Origin of the sequence: Pantoea sp. B270, from assembly GCF_018726825.1 — a bacterium.
In the GTDB taxonomy this organism is placed as follows: Bacteria; Pseudomonadota; Gammaproteobacteria; order Enterobacterales; family Enterobacteriaceae; genus Pantoea; species Pantoea dispersa.
The window spans coordinates 184,749-202,300 of record NZ_JAHCSX010000001.1 but is presented as its reverse complement, the minus strand read 5'-3'; the positions used below and the strand labels follow the sequence as shown (position 1 = coordinate 202,300).

Annotated in this window: 23 protein-coding genes, 1 other RNA gene and 1 other annotated feature; of the genes, 13 read left to right on the top strand and 11 right to left on the bottom strand. The window is 57.9% G+C overall.

Annotated features, from left to right (window positions below):
- Positions 1-61: 61 nt before the first annotated feature.
- The 5 genes from recR to KOL70_RS00960 all read right to left on the bottom strand — a co-directional run bounded on the left by recR (position 62) and on the right by KOL70_RS00960 (position 4,358).
- Complete coding sequence (recR, locus tag KOL70_RS00980; RefSeq protein WP_031279660.1) at positions 62-667, bottom strand: recombination mediator RecR; 606 nt, start codon at positions 665-667, stop codon at positions 62-64.
- The gene (locus KOL70_RS00975) at positions 667-996 is read right to left on the bottom strand and encodes a YbaB/EbfC family nucleoid-associated protein (protein WP_010616869.1); all 330 of its coding nucleotides are present in this window, start codon (positions 994-996) and stop codon (positions 667-669) included. Before KOL70_RS00975 ends, recR begins: the two co-directional genes overlap by 1 nt.
- Positions 997-1,045: 49 nt before the next feature.
- Entirely contained in the window at positions 1,046-3,025 is a 1,980-nt protein-coding gene (dnaX, locus tag KOL70_RS00970) for a DNA polymerase III subunit gamma/tau (protein ID WP_215480090.1), read from the bottom strand.
- Positions 1,643-1,704, bottom strand: a sequence feature (DnaX frameshifting element). (Overlaps the previous gene by 62 nt.)
- Before the next feature lie 247 nt (positions 3,026-3,272).
- Entirely contained in the window at positions 3,273-3,824 is a 552-nt protein-coding gene (gene apt / locus KOL70_RS00965) for an adenine phosphoribosyltransferase (protein WP_031279659.1), read from the bottom strand.
- 150 nt (positions 3,825-3,974) lie between these two features.
- On the bottom strand, positions 3,975-4,358 hold the full coding sequence (locus tag KOL70_RS00960; RefSeq protein ID WP_058775241.1) for a DUF454 family protein: 384 nt from the start codon (positions 4,356-4,358) through the stop codon (positions 3,975-3,977).
- Between the two features lie 58 nt (positions 4,359-4,416).
- On the opposite strand from KOL70_RS00960, the gene priC reads away from it, so the two are divergent.
- The 3 genes from priC to rsmS are packed head-to-tail and all read left to right on the top strand — an operon-like array spanning position 4,417 to position 5,385.
- Entirely contained in the window at positions 4,417-4,926 is a 510-nt protein-coding gene (priC, locus tag KOL70_RS00955) for a primosomal replication protein PriC (RefSeq protein WP_021507214.1), read from the top strand.
- Positions 4,927-4,975: 49 nt separating this feature from the next.
- Positions 4,976-5,221, top strand: a complete 246-nt coding sequence (locus KOL70_RS00950) for a GlsB/YeaQ/YmgE family stress response membrane protein (protein ID WP_010616865.1) — start codon at positions 4,976-4,978, stop codon at positions 5,219-5,221.
- Positions 5,222-5,229: 8 nt separating this feature from the next.
- Entirely contained in the window at positions 5,230-5,385 is a 156-nt protein-coding gene (gene rsmS, locus KOL70_RS00945) for a pleiotropic regulatory protein RsmS (RefSeq protein ID WP_021507212.1), read from the top strand.
- On the opposite strand, the gene acrR is transcribed toward rsmS, so the two are convergent.
- Positions 5,382-6,020: a multidrug efflux transporter transcriptional repressor AcrR gene (acrR, locus tag KOL70_RS00940; protein ID WP_031279658.1), complete on the bottom strand. Its 639-nt coding sequence runs from the start codon at positions 6,018-6,020 to the stop codon at positions 5,382-5,384. The two genes, rsmS and acrR, sit on opposite strands and share 4 nt — an antisense overlap.
- Before the next feature lie 142 nt (positions 6,021-6,162).
- On the opposite strand from acrR, the gene KOL70_RS00935 reads away from it, so the two are divergent.
- The 4 genes from KOL70_RS00935 to ykgO all read left to right on the top strand — a co-directional run bounded on the left by KOL70_RS00935 (position 6,163) and on the right by ykgO (position 11,095).
- Positions 6,163-7,353 carry an efflux RND transporter periplasmic adaptor subunit gene (locus tag KOL70_RS00935; protein ID WP_058757947.1) on the top strand — a complete coding sequence of 397 codons (1,191 nt, stop codon included), beginning with the start codon at positions 6,163-6,165 and terminating at the stop codon, positions 7,351-7,353.
- A gap of 17 nt (positions 7,354-7,370) precedes the next feature.
- Positions 7,371-10,520: a multidrug efflux RND transporter permease subunit AcrB gene (locus KOL70_RS00930; protein WP_021507209.1), complete on the top strand. Its 3,150-nt coding sequence runs from the start codon at positions 7,371-7,373 to the stop codon at positions 10,518-10,520.
- Between the two features lie 161 nt (positions 10,521-10,681).
- Complete coding sequence (locus tag KOL70_RS00925; RefSeq protein WP_021507208.1) at positions 10,682-10,939, top strand: type B 50S ribosomal protein L31; 258 nt, start codon at positions 10,682-10,684, stop codon at positions 10,937-10,939.
- Between the two features lie 15 nt (positions 10,940-10,954).
- Positions 10,955-11,095: a type B 50S ribosomal protein L36 gene (gene ykgO / locus KOL70_RS00920; RefSeq protein ID WP_010616859.1), complete on the top strand. Its 141-nt coding sequence runs from the start codon at positions 10,955-10,957 to the stop codon at positions 11,093-11,095.
- Between the two features lie 44 nt (positions 11,096-11,139).
- Here the strand turns inward: ykgO and KOL70_RS00915 are convergent, their stop codons facing one another.
- The 3 genes from KOL70_RS00915 to KOL70_RS00905 are packed head-to-tail and all read right to left on the bottom strand — an operon-like array spanning position 11,140 to position 13,532.
- Positions 11,140-12,018: a metal ABC transporter substrate-binding protein gene (locus tag KOL70_RS00915; protein WP_058769397.1), complete on the bottom strand. Its 879-nt coding sequence runs from the start codon at positions 12,016-12,018 to the stop codon at positions 11,140-11,142.
- Between the two features lie 21 nt (positions 12,019-12,039).
- Complete coding sequence (locus tag KOL70_RS00910; protein ID WP_021507206.1) at positions 12,040-12,879, bottom strand: metal ABC transporter permease; 840 nt, start codon at positions 12,877-12,879, stop codon at positions 12,040-12,042.
- Entirely contained in the window at positions 12,876-13,532 is a 657-nt protein-coding gene (locus tag KOL70_RS00905) for a metal ABC transporter ATP-binding protein (protein WP_215480089.1), read from the bottom strand. Before KOL70_RS00905 ends, KOL70_RS00910 begins: the two co-directional genes overlap by 4 nt.
- A gap of 327 nt (positions 13,533-13,859) precedes the next feature.
- Between KOL70_RS00905 and KOL70_RS00900 the strand changes: the two genes are divergently transcribed.
- The 3 genes from KOL70_RS00900 to KOL70_RS00890 all read left to right on the top strand — a co-directional run bounded on the left by KOL70_RS00900 (position 13,860) and on the right by KOL70_RS00890 (position 14,979).
- Entirely contained in the window at positions 13,860-14,213 is a 354-nt protein-coding gene (locus tag KOL70_RS00900; protein WP_031279656.1) for a hypothetical protein, read from the top strand.
- 145 nt (positions 14,214-14,358) lie between these two features.
- The gene (tomB, locus tag KOL70_RS00895) at positions 14,359-14,736 is read left to right on the top strand and encodes an Hha toxicity modulator TomB (RefSeq protein WP_021313568.1); all 378 of its coding nucleotides are present in this window, start codon (positions 14,359-14,361) and stop codon (positions 14,734-14,736) included.
- A 24-nt stretch (positions 14,737-14,760) separates the two neighbouring features.
- Positions 14,761-14,979 (top strand): HHA domain-containing protein, encoded by a 219-nt coding sequence (locus tag KOL70_RS00890; RefSeq protein WP_021507203.1) that lies wholly within the window; start codon positions 14,761-14,763, stop codon positions 14,977-14,979.
- 128 nt (positions 14,980-15,107) lie between these two features.
- Here the strand turns inward: KOL70_RS00890 and ffs are convergent.
- An RNA gene (gene ffs / locus KOL70_RS00885) (signal recognition particle sRNA small type) lies at positions 15,108-15,204 on the bottom strand.
- A gap of 176 nt (positions 15,205-15,380) precedes the next feature.
- On the opposite strand from ffs, the gene KOL70_RS00880 reads away from it, so the two are divergent.
- Entirely contained in the window at positions 15,381-15,692 is a 312-nt protein-coding gene (locus KOL70_RS00880; RefSeq protein ID WP_371824648.1) for an MGMT family protein, read from the top strand.
- Between the two features lie 167 nt (positions 15,693-15,859).
- Here KOL70_RS00880 and KOL70_RS00875 read toward each other — a convergent pair whose 3' ends face one another.
- Entirely contained in the window at positions 15,860-16,417 is a 558-nt protein-coding gene (locus KOL70_RS00875; RefSeq protein ID WP_021507201.1) for a YbaY family lipoprotein, read from the bottom strand.
- Between the two features lie 15 nt (positions 16,418-16,432).
- Between KOL70_RS00875 and KOL70_RS00870 the strand changes: the two genes are divergently transcribed.
- On the top strand, positions 16,433-16,624 hold the full coding sequence (locus KOL70_RS00870; protein WP_125309056.1) for a hypothetical protein: 192 nt from the start codon (positions 16,433-16,435) through the stop codon (positions 16,622-16,624).
- Positions 16,621-17,484 carry an acyl-CoA thioesterase II gene (tesB, locus tag KOL70_RS00865; RefSeq protein WP_058757950.1) on the top strand — a complete coding sequence of 288 codons (864 nt, stop codon included), beginning with the start codon at positions 16,621-16,623 and terminating at the stop codon, positions 17,482-17,484. Before KOL70_RS00870 ends, tesB begins: the two co-directional genes overlap by 4 nt.
- Positions 17,485-17,552: the final 68 nt, after the last annotated feature.

Below are 17,552 nucleotides of genomic sequence, written 5' to 3'. Positions count from 1 at the left end.
GTGAAATGGGGATGGTGGGAAGAATTTCAAGCCGGTATCGCAGCAGGATACCGGCAAGTGGTCAGAATTTAATCTTGTGCCGTCCGGCAAGCGAGTGCGACAGCGTTGTGCCGTCGACCATTTCCAGTTCACCGCCGACCGGAACCCCGTGCGCAATGCGGCTGGCGTCGACGCCATACTGGCCGCACAGCTCGGCGATATAGTTAGCCGTGGCTTCGCCTTCCACCGTGGGATTGGTGGCGAGGATCACCTCCTGCAGCGTCTCACGTTCAAGGCGCTGCTCCAGCCGATCCAGGCCAATGTCCTGCGGGCCGATGCCGTCCAGCGGCGACAGATGGCCCATCAGCACAAAATAGCGACCGCCAAACTGGCCGGTCTGCTCGATGGCGTGGATATCCGCCGGGCTCTCCACCACGCAAATCTGGCCGTTTTGCTGACGGCGGGGATTGGCGCAGATGGTGCAGATCTCCTGCTCGGTGAAGGTGCGGCAGTCGGAACAGTGGCCGATTTCTGCCATGGCGCGGGTCAGCGCCTGCGCCAGACGCATGCCACCGCTGCGATCGCGCTGCAACAGATGAAACGCCATGCGCTGCGCCGATTTCGGGCCAACGCCCGGTAGACAGCGCAGCGACTCCATCAAAGCTTCAAGCAGTGGACTGGTTTGCATCAGAACGGCATCTTGAAGCCAGGCGGCAGCTGCATACCGGCAGAGACGGACGCCATCTTCTCTTTCTGCGTTTCATCAATACGGCGCGCCGCATCGTTGAACGCCGCAGCGATCAGATCTTCCAGCATCTCTTTGTCATCTTCCAGCAGGCTGGGATCGACTTCCACGCGGCGGCAGTTGTGCGCACCGTTGATGGTCACTTTGACCAGGCCAGCCCCTGATTCGCCGGTGACTTCCAGTGCGGCGATCTCTTCCTGAACTTTGGCCATTTTATCCTGCATCTGCTGGGCCTGTTTCATCAGGTTGCCCAATCCGCCTTTACCAAACATAGTTTTCTCTCTCTGCTGGGGCTGCGCGCAACGCTGCGCGACAGCGTGATCATACGGGTCGGATACTCTCTTCATCCAGGTCCGCATCAAAGAAGCGACGCAGCGTCTGAATGTGGGTATCGCTTTCGATCGACTGACGCGCCTGCGCCAGCTTCTCTTCATAAATGGCCTGACGCCACTCCAGCGGCGTCAATACCGCCGGATTATCGTCTTCCACGATGGTCAGTTCAACCAGCTGGCCGGCCGCCTGGCTCAGCGCCTCCTGAATCGCCTGGCGCGCCGGGGCAGAGTTGAGATGACGCTGACTGCTGCGCAAATGCAGCGTCACGCCCTGCTCATTGACCTCTTTCCACGCGTTCAGCGCGACCTGCTGGACCAGCTTCGGCAGCGTCAGCGTGGCGATTTCCGCCGCCCAGGCATCGCGCTGCAGCGCCTCTTCCGCCAGTTTGAGCGCCAGCTCTGGCGTTTTCTCATGCTCCAGCGCAGAACGCAAGGCTTTTGGCGTCGCCACCGGCTCCGGCTTGATCTCCTCCTGCTGCTGGGCTTTCCAGCGATACGCTTCCGGCTTCGCCGGCGCTTTTACCGCCGGTTCAGACGCGCGCTGTTGCACGCGCTCGGTGACGCTTGCCAGACGTTCCAGCGCCGGGTTTGCCGGCCGCGCGGAACGCGCTGCCGGCTCACTCTTTTTTGCTTTGCCGGCTCCCTGACGCAGCAGCTGCGTCCGCGCCTGTAACAGCTGACTGGTGGCGTCGGGCAAGTGCTCCGGGGCCGGTGCCATATCGGGATAATCATCGGCCGGCGGCGGCGACTCATCCATCGGCGGTGCCATCTGCGGCTGCGCGGCCACAGCGGGTGCGGCTTTGGTCTGAGGCGCTGGCGCGGCAACGACCGGCGCGGCCTGCGGCGTCAGCGACGGGCGCGCCACCGGTTCAGCAATGGTGGCCTGCGGATGAAACGCCAGCGCACGCAGCAGCGTCATTTCCACGCCGAGCCGGCGATCCGGCGCCAGCGGCAAATCTTTGCGCCCCATCAGCAGCGTCTGATAATAGAGCTGAACGTCAGCAGGCGGCAGCACGCGCGCCAGTTCGCGCAGGCGCTGCGCCTGGCTGGCATCATCTTCGCCAAGCGAGCTGGGCAGCAGCTGCACCATCGCGATACGGTGCAGCAGACGCAGCATCTCCACCAGCAGCGCCTCCCACTCCACGCCGCGCGATGCGGCCTGATTCAGCAGCGCCATCACCTGTTCGCCGTTGCCTTTCACCAGCGCTTCAATCAGCGCCAGCGGCTGTTCATCATCCAGCGTGCCCAGCATTTGCGCCACGCTGTCGCGCGTGACGCTGCCCTGCCCCATGGCAATCGCCTGATCGGTGAGGCTGAGCGCATCGCGCATACTGCCGTCGGCGGCACGCGCCAGCAGATGCAGCGCGCGCGGCTCGGCGTCAATCTGCTCCTGCTGCAGCACGTGCGCCAGCTGCTGCTGAATTTGTTCGACGTCGAGGGCTTTCAGGTGGAACTGCAGGCAGCGCGACAGAATGGTTACCGGCAGCTTCTGCGGATCGGTGGTCGCCAGCAGGAATTTCACATGCGACGGCGGCTCTTCCAGCGTTTTCAGCAGCGCATTAAAGCTGTGGCGCGACAGCATGTGCACTTCATCGATCAGATAGACCTTAAAGCGCCCGCGTGCGGGCGCATACTGCACGTTATCCAGCAGGTCGCGCGTGTCTTCCACTTTGGTGCGCGAGGCGGCATCGATTTCGATCAGGTCGACAAAGCGCCCCTGTTCAATCTCGCGACAGTTATCGCACTGTCCACACGGCGTGGCCGTGATACCGGTTTCGCAGTTGAGACCTTTGGCCAGCAGACGCGCAATCGAGGTTTTCCCCACGCCGCGCGTGCCGGAAAACAGATAGGCATGATGGATGCGTCCCAGTGACAACCCGTTGGCCAGCGCCGTCAGCACATGTTCCTGACCGACTACGTCGGCGAAAGCCTGGGGACGCCATTTTCGCGCAAGTACCTGATAGCTCATGTGGATTCAATCACTGGAGTTGTTTAACCTGGCACAGCAGCACGCTCAGTTGCGCCGATTCTGCCGTGGGACTTAGGGGAAAAATGCGGTGACGCAAACCCTGTTTATTTTGACAGGATTGTAACAGCCACAGCCGGATATGCCTATACCCGTGATACGTTGCGCGCTGCGCTTCAGAGCGGAATACCCGTGTCAGGGAGTGTGAAGAGTGGCGCCGCCGGACATGAAGGCGGGCGGCGCGATGGCCTTAGTGGCCGGGGAAATTGACCAGGCTGTAGCAGTCGATACCCAGCGCGTTCAGGCGCGCTTCGCCGCTTAAATCAAACAGGTTGATCACAAACGCGGCATCTTTAACTTCACCGCCCGCACGACGAATCAGTTTCACCGTGGCTTCAAGGGTGCCGCCGGTAGCCAGCAGATCGTCCACCACCAGCACCACATCGCCGGGTTTGATGGCGTCTTTGTGCAGTTCCAGCGCGTCTGAACCGTACTCCAGTTCATAGCTTTCGCTGAAAGTTTCACGCGGCAGTTTGCCCGGTTTACGCACCGGCACAAATCCCACGCCCAGACCCAGCGCAACCGGCGCCCCGAACAGGAAGCCACGCGCTTCGGTGCCCACCACTTTGGTGATGCCTTTATTACGATAACGCTCCACCAGAATGGCGATCGCTGCGGCATACGCCTGCGGATCTTCCATCAGACTGGTGACGTCACGGAACAGGATGCCCGGCTTCGGATAGTCAGGAATGCTTTTGATGCTGTTTTTGATCAGTTCAAGCTGCTGCGCAGTTGCGGTCATAAAGGTTACGCCTGGAAAAATATCTAAAACGCGCAGCTCCCACAGCGCCAATACCCGGAAACCGGGTTAAGCGAAGTCGTTTCTCAAAGGGAAGCCACGCACGAAGATGCCCAAATCTAAGCAAACAGCCGGCTAAATGCAACCCTGATGCTACGGTTCGTGCGGGTTCGCACTTTCTGCTACAACCGGGATGCGCCACAGCATGAGCAGCAGCAGCGCCAGCATCACACCGAGCAGGATGCGCAGCCACAGCAGCTTCACCAGCCAGATTGAAACCGCAAAGGTGATGACAATCAGCAACATGGCGCGGCTTTTGGCACCGGGCGGCATGGCGCGATGCTGCTGCCAGTGGCGCAGATAGCGGCCAAACGGCGAGCGCCACAGCAGCCAGTGGTGAAAGCGTGGCGACGAGCGGGCAAAACACCAGGCGGCCAGCAACACGAATGGCGTGGTCGGTAGTAAAGGTAATACAATGCCCAGCGTGCCCAGCACAATCGCCAGCCAGCCAAGGCTTAACAGTAAAATGCGCTGCATGCCAGATGCCTGAAAAATGTCACAACAGCGCTACGTTAACACAGACGGAATCGAAGTGATGCCTCAACTGCCCGCCCAACAGCGTCTGCACGCAATGATTGACACGCTGCGCCAGCAGATTGCGCAGCAGCCGGACGGTAGCTGCCGTCAGCCGCGCTTTGACGCGCAGCTGTTTCGCTGCAAAGGCACGCGGCTGGCTGACTATCTGCAAGAGCTGCAGCACAATGCGGCGCAGCTCGCGGCGTCCGACAGTGATGCGTCGCGCCGCCAGTGGCTGGCGCAGAAGGTGCTGGACCAGATTGCCGCGCTGCAGCGCGAGTGCAGTAGCCAGCAACTGCGCGTGGTGCGTGAACGGCCGCGTCGCGATCCGCTGCAGCCGAAGCGTGATGAGTACCGCGGCTATGAAACGCGACTGCTGGCCATGCTGCAGCAGCGCGAACAGCACCTGGCACGCGCTGAAACGCTGAGCGTGCAGCAGCAGCTGATGCGCGAGGTGGAGATTCTGCAGGAGCGGCTGGCGCGCTGCCGCGCCGCGCTGCATAAACTGGAGATCGCGGCGCAGCCGTAAGCCGTTCGCTTTCCTCTATACTGGAAACAGCGCTGACGGGAGGAAAAGCATGACCCTTATCATCTGGATTATTATTGGCCTGGCTGCCGGCTGGCTGAAGCGGAGGGTGTTTCCCGGCCGTCCCGGCGGACTGGTGCCGACGCTGGTGCTGGCGGTGATCGGCGCGCTGATTGGCGGCTACATCGCCACGTATTTCACCACGGGCGACCTCGGTACGCTGCATCCGACGGGCTTTGCCGTGGCGCTGGCCGGTGCCCTGCTGATGCTGTTGGTCGCCGCTAAACTACGTATTTAGGAGACACTATGACGCTGGATACCGCGCCGGACGACATCAAGCTGGCGGTCGATTTAATTCAGCTGCTGGAGGAAAACCAGGTGCCCACGGCCACGGTGCTGGCTGCGCTGGCGATTGTCCAGCGCGATTATGAGCAGAAGCTGGCGGCCGAACGCACCGCTTAGCGCGTGCCGGCGAGCGTCGGGCTCAGGCGCAGCATATCTATAAAGGCCTCGACCACCTGCGGCGCTTCACTCACCAGATCAAAACTTTGCGGATTGAACAACCAGCTTTCCATCATGCCGCTGATGTAGCCGCGCATCAGCAGCGCCGCCTGGCGGGTGTTGAGGCTGGCCGGAAGCTGCCCGGCCTCGATACAGCTGCGCAGCACCTCTTCGATGCGGTCATAACACGCCTGCAGCAGCCCCTGCTGCATCGCCATTAACGTCGACATTTCGCCAACGAACTCACATTTATGGAAGATAATCTCCATTAATGCGCGTCTTTGTGGATCCTTTGCTGTGGCTTCAAGGATATAGATCAGCATCGAACGCATTACAGAAAGTGGATCGCCAGGGTATTTTGTCTGATACTCAAGTTCCACATCGTCGAGCCCGGCGTCGCAGCGCAGCCAGATCTCCTGTAACAGATCGGCTTTATTTTTAAAATGCCAGTAGATAGCGCCGCGCGTGACGCCAGCGGCCGCGGCGATATCCGCCAGTGAGGTGGCGGCCACACCGTGTTCAGAAAAGTGAGCTAAAGCGGCATCCAGAATTTGATGCCGCGTTTCAAGTGCTTGCGCTTTGGTTTTTCGTGCCATAGAGGACTGTTTTTACAAACTGGCAAGTTTACATACATTTGTGAATGTATGTACCATAGCACGACCCGTGTTTTAACGCAGCAATGGGTTTAACGGTTTGTGATCCATTGATCATTTGATATCGGACACTAGAGGTTTATTTATGAATAAAAACAGAGGATTAGCGCCTCTGGCGGCCGCCGTGATGCTTACAGGCAGCTTTTTGTTAACAGGATGTGATGATAATAAATCCCAGCAAGCCGCCCAGCAGCAGCCCCCGGAAGTGGGTGTTGTCACGTTAAAAAACGAGCCCCTGAAAATCACCACCGAACTGCCAGGCCGTACTTCGGCGTTCCGCGTGGCTGAAGTGCGTCCGCAGGTGTCAGGTATCATTCTCAAGCGTAATTTTGTTGAAGGCAGTGATGTTAAAGCCGGCGATTCGCTGTACCAGATCGATCCCGCCACCTATCAGGCCGCATACGACAGCGCAAAAGGCGATTTAGCCCAGGCTCAGGCCAACGCGCGCGTTGCCCAGCTGACGGTGAATCGTTACAAGCCACTGCTGGGTACCAAATATATCAGCCAGCAGGACTACGATAACGCCGCGGCCACCGCCGCGCAGACCGCCGCAGCCGTACAGGCGGCGCAGGCCAATGTGGAAACCGCCCGCATTAACCTGGCGTATACCAAAGTGACCTCGCCAATCAGCGGCCGCATTGGTAAATCCTCGGTGACGGAAGGTGCGCTGGTGTCGAACGGCCAGACCACCGCGCTGGCGACCGTGCAGCAACTCGACCCGATGTACGTCGATGTGACCCAGTCCAGCGATGATTTCCTGCGCCTGCGCGGCGAGCTGGAGTCGGGTCAGCTGAAACAGAACGACGGCAAAGCTAACGTTACCCTGCTGATGCAGAACGGTAGCGCATACAGCCAGCCGGGCACACTGGAATTCTCTGATGTTACCGTGGATGAAACCACTGGCTCGATTACCCTGCGCGCGATTTTCCCGAATCCGGATCATCGTTTGCTGCCGGGCATGTTCGTGCGTGCACGTCTGGATGAGGGCACTAACCCGACGGCGCTGCTGGTACCGCAGACCGGCGTAACCCGCACGCCAACCGGTGAAGCCACCGCGATGGTCGTGGGCGCGGATAATAAAGTCGAAGTGCGTAAGATTACCGCGAACCAGGCGTTTGGCGACAAATGGCTGGTGACCGATGGCCTGAAAGAGGGCGATCGCGTGATTACCGTCGGTATTCAGCGTGCTAAACCGGGTGCTCAGGTGACGCCGCAGGAAGTCAAAGATGATGCCAAAGCCGCACCGGAATCTCAGTCTGCTAAATCATCGTCATAAACAGGAGCCGTTGATACATGGCTAAGTTCTTTATCGATCGCCCCATTTTTGCCTGGGTGCTTGCCATCATTATTATGCTGGCGGGTGCGCTATCGATTATCAAACTGCCGATCGAGCAATATCCCAACGTTGCGCCGCCGGCAGTTGAAATCCAGGCATCTTATCCGGGTGCAGATGCGAAAACGCTACAGGATTCGGTAACGCAGGTTATCGAACAGAATATGAACGGCATCGACGGGCTGATGTATATGTCCTCGAGCAGTGACTCTTCTGGTACGCTGACGCTGACGCTGACCTTCCAGTCTGGCACTGATGCCGACATTGCTCAGGTGCAGGTGCAGAACAAACTGCAGCTGGCGATGCCACTGCTGCCGCAGGAAGTACAGCAGCAGGGGATTCAGGTGAAAAAATCCTCCAGCAGCTTCCTGATGGTCGCCGGTTTCGTCAGCGAAGATGGCAGCATGACGCAGAACGACATCTCAGACTACGTAGCGTCGAACATCAAAGATCCGATCAGCCGTACGCCTGGCGTCGGTGACACTCAGGTGTTTGGTGCGCAGTATGCGATGCGTATCTGGCTCGATCCGCACAAGCTTAACAACTACCAGCTGACGCCGGTGGATGTGATCAGCGCGCTGCAAACCCAGAACACCCAGGTGGCCGCTGGTCAGCTGGGCGGTACCCCACCGGTGCCAGGTCAGCAGCTTAACGCCTCGATCATTGCCCAGACGCGTCTGACCTCGACCGAAGAGTTCGGCAACATCATGCTGAAGGTCAATCAGGACGGCTCACAGGTGCGCCTGCGCGATGTCGCGAAGATTGAACTCGGCGGTGAAAACTACGAGATCATTGCCCGCTATAACGGCAAACCAGCCTCCGGTATCGGTGTCAAACTGGCGACTGGCGCCAACGCACTGGATACCGCCGACGCGGTGAAAGCGGAACTGGCTAAGCTGGAACCGTTCTTCCCGGCCGGCATGAAAACCGTTTACCCGTACGACACCACGCCATTCGTTAAGATCTCCATTTTCGAAGTGGTGAAAACGCTGTTCGAAGCCATCGTGCTGGTGTTCCTGGTAATGTATCTGTTCCTGCAGAACTTCCGCGCGACGCTGATTCCTACCATCGCCGTGCCGGTGGTGCTGCTGGGCACCTTTGCCATCATCAGTGCCTTTGGCTACTCGATAAACACCCTGACGATGTTCGGCATGGTGCTCGCCATCGGCCTGTTAGTTGATGACGCCATCGTGGTGGTGGAAAACGTTGAGCGCGTCATGGCGGAAGAAGGATTACCGCCGAAAGAAGCCACCAAACGCTCGATGGAACAGATTCAGGGCGCGCTGGTTGGCATCGCGCTGGTGCTGTCAGCGGTATTTATCCCGATGGCGTTCTTCGGCGGCTCAACCGGGGTGATTTATCGTCAGTTCTCGATCACCATCGTTTCGGCGATGGCGCTGTCGGTGCTGGTGGCGTTGATTCTGACGCCAGCGCTGTGTGCCACCATGCTGAAGCCCATCAAAAAAGGCGAACACGGCAAAACCACCGGTTTCTTCGGCTGGTTTAACCGCCTGTTTGATAAGAGCACCAACCATTACGTCGACAGCGTCGGTCACATTGTGCGCAGCACCGGTCGCTATCTGCTGATTTATCTGCTGATTGTGGTCGGCATGGCTTACCTGTTCCTGAAACTGCCTACCTCGTTCCTGCCGGAAGAGGATCAGGGGCTGTTACTGGCGCAGGCGCAGCTGCCTGCCGGTGCGACTCAGGAACGGACGCAGAAAGTGCTGGATCAGGTTACGGATTACTTCCTGACCAAAGAGAAAGACAGCGTGAATTCGGTGTTTACCGTTAACGGCTTTGGCTTCGCCGGTCGTGGACAGAACACCGGTATCGCCTTCGTCAGCCTGAAGCCATGGGATGAGCGTGGTGATGCCAGCCTGAAAGTGCCGGCTATTGCCGGACGTGCAATGCAGGCGCTGGGTCAGATTAAAGATGCCATGGTGTTCCCGTTCAACCTGCCGGCCATTATCGAACTGGGTAACGCCACCGGTTTCGACTTCCAGCTGATCGATCAGGGTAACCTCGGCCATGAGAAGCTGACCGCCGCGCGTAACCAGCTGTTTGGCATGATTGCCCAGCATCCGGATACGCTGGTGGGCGTGCGTCCAAACGGGCTGGAAGATACGCCGCAGTACAAACTGATTATCGATCAGGAAAAAGCGCAGGCGCTTGGTGTGTCGCTGTCCGACATCAACACCACGCTGGGTGCGGCCTGGGGCGGTTCTTACGTCAATGACTTCATCGACCGTGGTCGCGTGAAGAAAGTGTACGTGATGGGTCAGGCCGACTCGCGCATGCTGCCGGATGACATTAGCAAATGGTACGTGCGCAATAGCGCCGGGACCATGGTGCCATTCTCTGCCTTCTCTTCGGCGAAGTGGCAGTATGGTTCACCGCGTCTGGAGCGTTACAACGGTCTGCCATCAATGGAGATCCTGGGTCAGGCAGCACCGGGCAAGAGCTCGGGTGATGCCATGAACCTGATGGAGAGCCTCGCCTCGAAGCTGCCTGCGGGTATCGGCTACGACTGGACCGGCATGTCCTATCAGGAACGCCTGTCCGGCAACCAGGCACCTGCACTGTACGCCATTTCGCTGATTGTGGTGTTCCTGTGTCTGGCCGCGCTGTATGAGAGCTGGTCGATTCCGTTCGCGGTCATGCTGGTGGTGCCGCTGGGTGTGATTGGCGCCCTGCTCTTCACCACGCTGCGCGGTCTGAGTAACGACGTGTACTTTGTGGTGGGTCTGTTGACCACCATTGGTCTCTCGGCGAAGAACGCCATCCTGATCGTCGAATTCGCCAAGGATTTGATGGAGAAGGAAGGCAAAGGGCTGGTCGAGTCGACGCTGGAAGCCTCACGTATGCGTCTGCGTCCGATTCTGATGACGTCGCTGGCGTTCATCCTCGGCGTACTGCCGCTGGCGATCAGCAGCGGTGCCGGCTCCGGCGCACAGAACGCCGTCGGTACCGGCGTAATGGGCGGGATGGTGACGGCCACCGCGCTGGCGATCTTCTTCGTGCCGGTGTTCTTCGTGGTGGTGCGCCGCCGTTTCAGCAAGAACAAGTCTGAGCTGGAACAGGGCCATCCGGTCGATCACCCTCACTGATAGATTTCTCTCTGCTAAAAGGCCGCGCAAGCGGCCTTTTTTATTGCGCACTCCCCTGCTCCGCACGTTCCATGACAAATCCGCACCGGAAGCGTGGTTGCAATCCTGCGGCGCGAGGTTCATAATATTGTTATATTATAACATTACACGAGAGCACTATTATGAAACCAAACATTCATCCGCACTACCGTCCTGTGGTGTTCCATGACACCACCGTCGACGAATACTTCAAAGTCGGCTCGACGATTCAGACCGATCGTACCATCCAGTTTGAGGGCGAAGAGCTGCCGTACGTCACGCTCGATGTGTCGTCGAAGTCGCACGTTTACTACACCGGTAAACAGAAAGAGTTTGCCAAAGAGGGCAGCGCCGCGCGCTTCAACAAGCGTTTTGGCAGCTTCCTGACGCGCAGCAAATAACCGGAGTTCAGCCACATGCAAGTTGTCAGTTCATTGCGGTCTGCCAAGACCCGTCACAAAGATTGCAAAGTCGTGCGGCGTAAAGGTCGTATTTATGTGATTTGCAAAACCAACCCGCGCTTTAAGGCGGTGCAGGGAAGAAAGAAAAAACGTTAGGAAAGTGTCGTGATAATTGGCCGGGATGCTCCCCGGCCTTTTTTTTACTTCATGCTGTGCAGCAGAGTTTCCACGTTGTGCTTAAACGCCGCCTCATAGGTGGGCGCCGGCCCGCTGGCCGCTGACAGCGCTTCCGGATAGAGCTCGCCACCGGGTTGCGCACCGGTTTCACTGGCGATCTGTTTCACCAGACGCGGATCGGTCTGATTCTCCATAAAGTAGGTGGTGATATGCTCGGCCCGGAGCTGTTTGATGATAGCGGCGACATCGCTGGCGCTGGCTTCCGCTTCGGTTGAGAAGCCCACCGGCGCGAGGAATGTCACGCCGTAGCGCTGGCCGAAATAGCCAAAGGCATCATGGCTGGTGAGTACCTTGCGTTTACTTTGCGCCACGCCGGCAAATTCACTTTTGGCCCAGCTATCCAGCTTCTGCAACTGCTGAATATAGCGTTCACCGCTGTGACGGATGTCGGCGGCATCGTCCGGATCGGCTTTGATCAGCGCGTTCATCACGTTGGTGGCGTAGATCACGCCGTTGTGCATGCTGTTCCACGCGTGTGGATCGGTGATGGTTTTGCCATCCTCCTCCATTTTGCGCGTATTGACGCCGTTCGAGGCGACCACCACCGTGCCCTTATAGCCGGACGCGCTAATCAGCCGGTCCATCCAGCCTTCCATGCCCAGCCCGCTGACGAACACCACATCGGCCTGCGCCAGCGCCTGGCTATCCTGCGGCGTGGGCTCAAAGGTGTGCGGATCGCCATCCGGCCCCACCAGCGATTTCACCTTAACGTGATCGCCACCGACCTGTTTAACGATGTCAGCCAGCACGGTAAAACTGGCTACGGCATCAACGGTTTTTGCCAGCGTCAGCGGGCTAATCAGCATCGCGCCAATCGCCAGACTCAACGGTAACTTCTTCATACCTATCCCCTTGTCATCTTATTATCGACGGCGCAGCAGGCCGCCACATGGTCCTGTCAACACTGACAGCAAAAACAGTACGGCCGCACTCAGTACCACCGCCGGTCCGGCAGGCAGGGCATAGTGCCAGGAGAGCAACAGGCCGATAAAGGCGGCGATCAGCGCCAGCAGCATGGCAATCGCCAGCATGCGCGTAAGGTGACGGCTCCAGAAGCGCGCGCTGGTGGCGGGCAGCATCATCAGCCCAACGGACATCAGCGTGCCGAGCACCTGAAAACCCGCCACCAGATTCAGCACCACCAGCGTGAGGAAAATGCCGTGCACCAGCGGTGCGCTCCATTTTCCCTGCGCACGCAGAAAATCAGGATCAAAGGCATCAATGACCAGCGGCCGGAAGATCACGGCCAGCATTAGCAGGGTGAACGCAGCGATGCTGCCAACCAGCACAATCGCGCCGTTATCCACCGCCAGCAGCGAGCCGAACAACACGTGCAGCAGATCGACACTGGAACCGCGCAGTGATACCAGCGTGACGCCGAGCGCCAGCGAACCCAGATAGAAGCCGGAAAAGCTGGCATCTTCCTTCAGGTGGGTATAACGGCTGACCGCACCGGACAGCAGCGCCACCGCCAGCCCGGCAATCAGGCCGCCAATGCCCATCGCTACCAGTGACAGGCCGGATACCAGATAGCCGATGGCGGCGCCAGGCAGTACCGCATGGGACAGCGCATCGCCCACCAGGCTCATACGGCGCAGCGAGAGAAAGACGCCGAGCGGCGTTGCACTGATCGCCAGCGCCATGCAGGCCACCAGAGCCCGGCGCATAAAACCAAACTCAATAAACGGCTGGAGTAACGTCATGACGCCACCCGACACAGCCGCGGTTGCTGCGCACTGTCGCGCTCATCCAGCGACAGCACGTCACGAAAATGGCGCGCCACCAGTAGCTTGTCGTGCAGCACCACCAGCAGCGTGGTGCCCGCCCGCTGCTGCTGTTCGAGAATCGACATCAGTAAGGTTATCGTCGGCGTATCAATGCCGTTGAAGGGTTCATCCAGCAGCCAGAGCTGACTGCGCTGGAGCATCAGGCGCGCAAACAGCACGCGCTGCAACTGCCCGCCGGAGAGCATCGCGGGCTGCGCAGTGGCGAAGTCGCGCATCTGCACCGCCTCCAGCGCGGCATCAATCTCCTGCCTCAGCGCACGCGTGATGCCACCGAACCAGCCGCAGCGCGGCCAGCAGCCCATTGCCACCAGCTCATAGACGGTGAGCGGAAAGCGGGTATCCAGCTCGCTGCGCTGCGGCAACCAGGCCAGCGCTTTTCGCGGCAGCTGCAGTTCACAGCGTCCCGCCACTGGCGGCAGCAGTCCGGCGATAGTTTTGAGCAAGGTTGATTTGCCCGTTCCGTTGGCCCCGACCAGTGCCGTCATACTGCCGGCCGCCAGTTCGCCATTCACCACCGGCGTCACCGCCCTGCCCTGATAGCCGCCCTGCAGACGATGAAAACGCATCATTGGTGCAGGCCCCAGACGATGGCTAGAGCCAGCAGGCCACTCAGCAGTAGCGCTACCAGCAGGCGCCCGCCGAGCGAGAGAAGTAATCCACTGTGATTCATGATAGGCAACCAAAATGTTATAACATAACAATATACTACCTGATGGCATCATCGCGACGCGCGGACGAAAGTGTTTCAAAAATTGATCAGCGGCGATACGCATGGGCGATTTGTGCCATCAAGCCAGCGCCCATCGCAGCAATCGCCCTTTCTGTTTACCAATGGCTTGCAATGTCAGAGCTGAAAGCCAATGATAGAACTCTCCTTGCTTTTTACGGGATGCAGAATGCAGTCTATTATTCATAGTGATATTGACGTGAATGAGGATGATTGCGGCAAGTTACGCCAGATTATCCAGGGGAATATTCTCAAAATAGCCCAGGACCTTGCCGGCGATTTACAGTGGTATTCTCAAAACGCGCAATTAGTTCCGGACAGTTTTACCATTATTTCCATTCAGCCCGTCGGCCACAAACGATTTAAAATGCTTTACGATTTCACGTGGGATTTATTTAATCCCTGCCTTGATTTAAATGAAACCTTTACCCAACGTGAAGAAGTTATGTTCCAGACAACGCCCGGTGCACTGGTGTTTGAGGTGATAGACAATACCCGCCCGTCACCGTGCGACGAATTGTAATATTTAGTAATTGGGTGAGCAAAACTAATGATTGTGGATTATATTTAAAAGGTCGCTGAATTCTTTTTATTCGTGATCGCTCCCTGGTAGCTTTTCCAAATCTCGCCGCGTCGCGGTAACTGTGCTCGCTATGGAGGGGAAAAAGATGGACGAATACTCACCGAAACGGCATGATATTGCCCAGCTTAAATTTCTGTGTGAGAACCTGTTTGACGAAAGTATGGCGACGCTAACCGACAGCCATCACGGCTGGGTTAATGATCCCACTTCGCCAGGCAATTTACAGCTCAACGATTTGATTGAGCATATCGCCTCTTTCACGATGAATTACAAAATTAAGCATGTTGAAGATGAAGCGCTGATTACGCAAATCGATGAATATCTTGATGATACCTTTATGCTGTTTAGCAGCTATGGAATCAATACGCAGGATCTTCAACGGTGGCAACGTTCAGCAAAACGCTTATTTAATCTGTTTGCCGAAGAGTGCGCTTATCTCCAGCAACCCAGCCATTCCTTTTAGCATCAGAGTGAGACCGGTTTATTTATGAGCAACCCAGCCTTAACCAAAACAGACTATTTGATGCGACTGCGTCGTTGTCGCTCAATTGACACCCTTGAACGGGTGATTGAAAAGAACAAGTATGAATTACCCGATGATGAGTTAGCGGTATTTTACTCCGCAGCCGATCACCGTCTGGCCGAGCTGACCATGAACAAGCTCTATGACAAAGTGCCCGGATCTGTCTGGAAGTACGTCCGCTAAGTTTTCTCCCCGCAGGTCGTTTCGTTACTCACCTTTATTTCCATGGATGACAGGCAGGCAAAGGAGTGCCGATACGGTGCTGTGCCGCATTGCGCGCAGGGTTTTTGCATGAGCAGAAATGGTGGAGGCCCTGCCAGCTACATCCCGGCACACGCGTCGCCTGCTGCGGCTGCTTCCTTCCGGACCTGACCGAGTTCACAAGTTAGCGTTGCGGGAGAACCAACAGGGCCCCCATTGACGAGCTCTCATGTTGAGAGCGCTGGCATTATCGGGGAAGCCCCTGGCAATTGCAAGCGCAGGCCGGGCAACCGTTGGTTTCTTGAACAGGCCGGCGGCAAAACCCTGCAGATAGCCGCAATCGCATGCTAAAGTGGCGCTTTTCCCGCAGACGAGGTGCGTCAGTGAGTGAACAGAGCAATTTTTCCGAGCGCGTCTGGCAAATTGTTGCCGCTATTCCTACCGGTAAAGTGACGACCTACGGCGATGTCGCGCTGCTGGCCGGTTCACCGCGCGCCGCACGTCAGGTGGGCGGCGTGCTGCGGCGCCTGCCGCCAGGCAGCAAACTGCCGTGGTTCCGCGTGATTAATCGTCATGGTCGTATTTCGCTGCAGGGCGATGATCTTTTTCGTCAGCGCGATGCGCTGGAAGCTGAAGGTATTGAAGTGAGTGATGCGGGAGAAATTGAACTGGCGAAGTATCGCTGGGAGTATTAATGCTGACAGGCCGCACTCCCTTTAAAGCGCGGGAATGACACTGCAGAAAGTAAAGCGTCACACGCCAGGGATGGCGTGTGCCGAGCGATCAGGGACGAGACAGCGCCTTTACTTTCTGCAGTGCCATTCTGGCGCAGCTTCCGTAACGCGCTGTCTCCCGTTTCAACTTACAGACTGGTTGGTGCCGGCACGGAGGCTGACGGCGTAACCTGGGTTGGCGACGTCGAAGGCACGGTGGTAGCAGCGCCCGGCTGGGTTGGCATCGCCATATTGGTCACCGGTACCAGCAGCAGTTCCGCTTTCGTTCCACCCTGATTAATCACCGGTTTCACCGTATCGGTAATAAACGCCAGCTTGCCGTCGATGGTGATCGCTGCGCTCAGCAAAATGCGTGCATTCGGCTGGATATCGGCCGGGTTAAAGGGCAGCACAAACTGGAACGGTGCCTGTTTGCCCTCGGTGCGAACCACACGCTGTGACAGCACTTTGGACGGCGCGTCCGCCAGTGACGCATCGGCCAGCGTCACGGTCAGCACCGCATCCGGCGGCAGCGCAATACGCTGGCGAATATAGACGGAACCGCTTACGTTTGGCTGGGCAATCGCCGACGGCTGCCCGGCCACGCTGGCGCCTAAAGTTGGCGTCGGCACGGGTTTACTGTGATCGGCACAGCCTGTGATTGCCACCGCCAGTGTCATACCGCTAATTACATGCCAGAGTTTCATCGATGTCGTCTCCTTATGAACACTATGATTGTCGGCGGTAAATTTATTGGCTGGGTTTTCCACCGCCGATTGCTGTTAATTCTGGCACAAAAATCCGCTTTGCGCCTGAAGCCCCGCCATCCTGCTGAAAACCGGGTAAAAGCGTTGCGCAAACTGGTCGGATCTTTCACACTGACGCCATTGGCATCACTGAGGAATCCGTTATGAGCCAGGCACTGCACAACCTGCTTAATTTATTGAATCTGGAAAAACTCGAAGAGGGCCTGTTTCGCGGCCAGAGTGAAGATCTCGGCCTGCGCCAGGTGTTTGGCGGCCAGGTGGTGGGTCAGGCGCTGTATGCGGCAAAACAAACCGTGCCGGAAGCCCGTATCATCCACTCCTTCCACAGCTACTTTCTGCGCCCGGGCGACAGCCAGAAAGCCATTATTTACGATGTGGAAACCCTGCGCGACGGCAAAAGCTTCAGCGCCCGCCGCGTCAGCGCCGTACAAAACGGTCAGCCGATCTTCTACATGACCGCCTCCTTCCAGGCACCGGAAAATGGCTTCGAACATCAGAACAGCATGCCGCAGGTGCCGGGACCCGATAACCTGCCCTCCGAGCAGGATCTCGCCCACCGGCTGGCTGCGCACCTGCCGCTCAAGCTGAAAGAAAAATTTCTCGCCGAGCGCCCGCTGGATATCCGTCCGGTGCAGATCCATAATCCGCTGAAAGGCCACGTTGATGAGCCGCTGCGCCAGGTCTGGGTGCGTGCCAATGGCCAGCTGCCGGACGATCGCCGCATTCATCAATATCTGCTGGGCTACGCTTCCGATCTCAACTTTCTGCCGGTCGCGCTGCAGCCGCATGGCAAAGGCTTCCTTGAGCCGGATATGCAGGTAGCGACGATTGACCACTCCATGTGGTTCCACCGTCCATTCGATCTCTCGGAGTGGCTCCTGTACAGCGTGGTAAGCACTTCAGCGTCCGGCGCGCGCGGCTTCGTGCGCGGTGAGTTCTTCAGCCAGGACGGCACGCTGGTGGCGACGACGGTGCAGGAAGGGGTGATGCGTCAGCGCGAAGCATAAAAAAAGGGGCGATTATCTCGCCCCTTTCTAATCATTATAGTTATAGCGCACTGCTCTTCTGCCAGCCG

Excerpts from the sequence above, each read along its gene's own strand:
- recR (WP_031279660.1), bottom strand. The coding sequence starts at position 667 with ATGCAAACCAGTCCACTGCTTGAAGCTTTGATGGAGTCGCTGCGCTGT.
- KOL70_RS00975 (WP_010616869.1), bottom strand. The coding sequence starts at position 996 with ATGTTTGGTAAAGGCGGATTGGGCAACCTGATGAAACAGGCCCAGCAG.
- dnaX (WP_215480090.1), bottom strand. The coding sequence starts at position 3,025 with ATGAGCTATCAGGTACTTGCGCGAAAATGGCGTCCCCAGGCTTTCGCC.
- apt (WP_031279659.1), bottom strand. The coding sequence starts at position 3,824 with ATGACCGCAACTGCGCAGCAGCTTGAACTGATCAAAAACAGCATCAAA.
- KOL70_RS00960 (WP_058775241.1), bottom strand. The coding sequence starts at position 4,358 with ATGCAGCGCATTTTACTGTTAAGCCTTGGCTGGCTGGCGATTGTGCTG.
- priC (WP_021507214.1), top strand. The coding sequence starts at position 4,417 with ATGCCTCAACTGCCCGCCCAACAGCGTCTGCACGCAATGATTGACACG.
- KOL70_RS00950 (WP_010616865.1), top strand. The coding sequence starts at position 4,976 with ATGACCCTTATCATCTGGATTATTATTGGCCTGGCTGCCGGCTGGCTG.
- rsmS (WP_021507212.1), top strand. The coding sequence starts at position 5,230 with ATGACGCTGGATACCGCGCCGGACGACATCAAGCTGGCGGTCGATTTA.
- acrR (WP_031279658.1), bottom strand. The coding sequence starts at position 6,020 with ATGGCACGAAAAACCAAAGCGCAAGCACTTGAAACGCGGCATCAAATT.
- KOL70_RS00935 (WP_058757947.1), top strand. The coding sequence starts at position 6,163 with ATGAATAAAAACAGAGGATTAGCGCCTCTGGCGGCCGCCGTGATGCTT.
- KOL70_RS00930 (WP_021507209.1), top strand. The coding sequence starts at position 7,371 with ATGGCTAAGTTCTTTATCGATCGCCCCATTTTTGCCTGGGTGCTTGCC.
- KOL70_RS00925 (WP_021507208.1), top strand. The coding sequence starts at position 10,682 with ATGAAACCAAACATTCATCCGCACTACCGTCCTGTGGTGTTCCATGAC.
- ykgO (WP_010616859.1), top strand. The coding sequence starts at position 10,955 with ATGCAAGTTGTCAGTTCATTGCGGTCTGCCAAGACCCGTCACAAAGAT.
- KOL70_RS00915 (WP_058769397.1), bottom strand. The coding sequence starts at position 12,018 with ATGAAGAAGTTACCGTTGAGTCTGGCGATTGGCGCGATGCTGATTAGC.
- KOL70_RS00910 (WP_021507206.1), bottom strand. The coding sequence starts at position 12,879 with ATGACGTTACTCCAGCCGTTTATTGAGTTTGGTTTTATGCGCCGGGCT.
- KOL70_RS00905 (WP_215480089.1), bottom strand. The coding sequence starts at position 13,532 with ATGATGCGTTTTCATCGTCTGCAGGGCGGCTATCAGGGCAGGGCGGTG.
- KOL70_RS00900 (WP_031279656.1), top strand. The coding sequence starts at position 13,860 with ATGCAGTCTATTATTCATAGTGATATTGACGTGAATGAGGATGATTGC.
- tomB (WP_021313568.1), top strand. The coding sequence starts at position 14,359 with ATGGACGAATACTCACCGAAACGGCATGATATTGCCCAGCTTAAATTT.
- KOL70_RS00890 (WP_021507203.1), top strand. The coding sequence starts at position 14,761 with ATGAGCAACCCAGCCTTAACCAAAACAGACTATTTGATGCGACTGCGT.
- KOL70_RS00875 (WP_021507201.1), bottom strand. The coding sequence starts at position 16,417 with ATGAAACTCTGGCATGTAATTAGCGGTATGACACTGGCGGTGGCAATC.
- KOL70_RS00870 (WP_125309056.1), top strand. The coding sequence starts at position 16,433 with ATGAACACTATGATTGTCGGCGGTAAATTTATTGGCTGGGTTTTCCAC.
- tesB (WP_058757950.1), top strand. The coding sequence starts at position 16,621 with ATGAGCCAGGCACTGCACAACCTGCTTAATTTATTGAATCTGGAAAAA.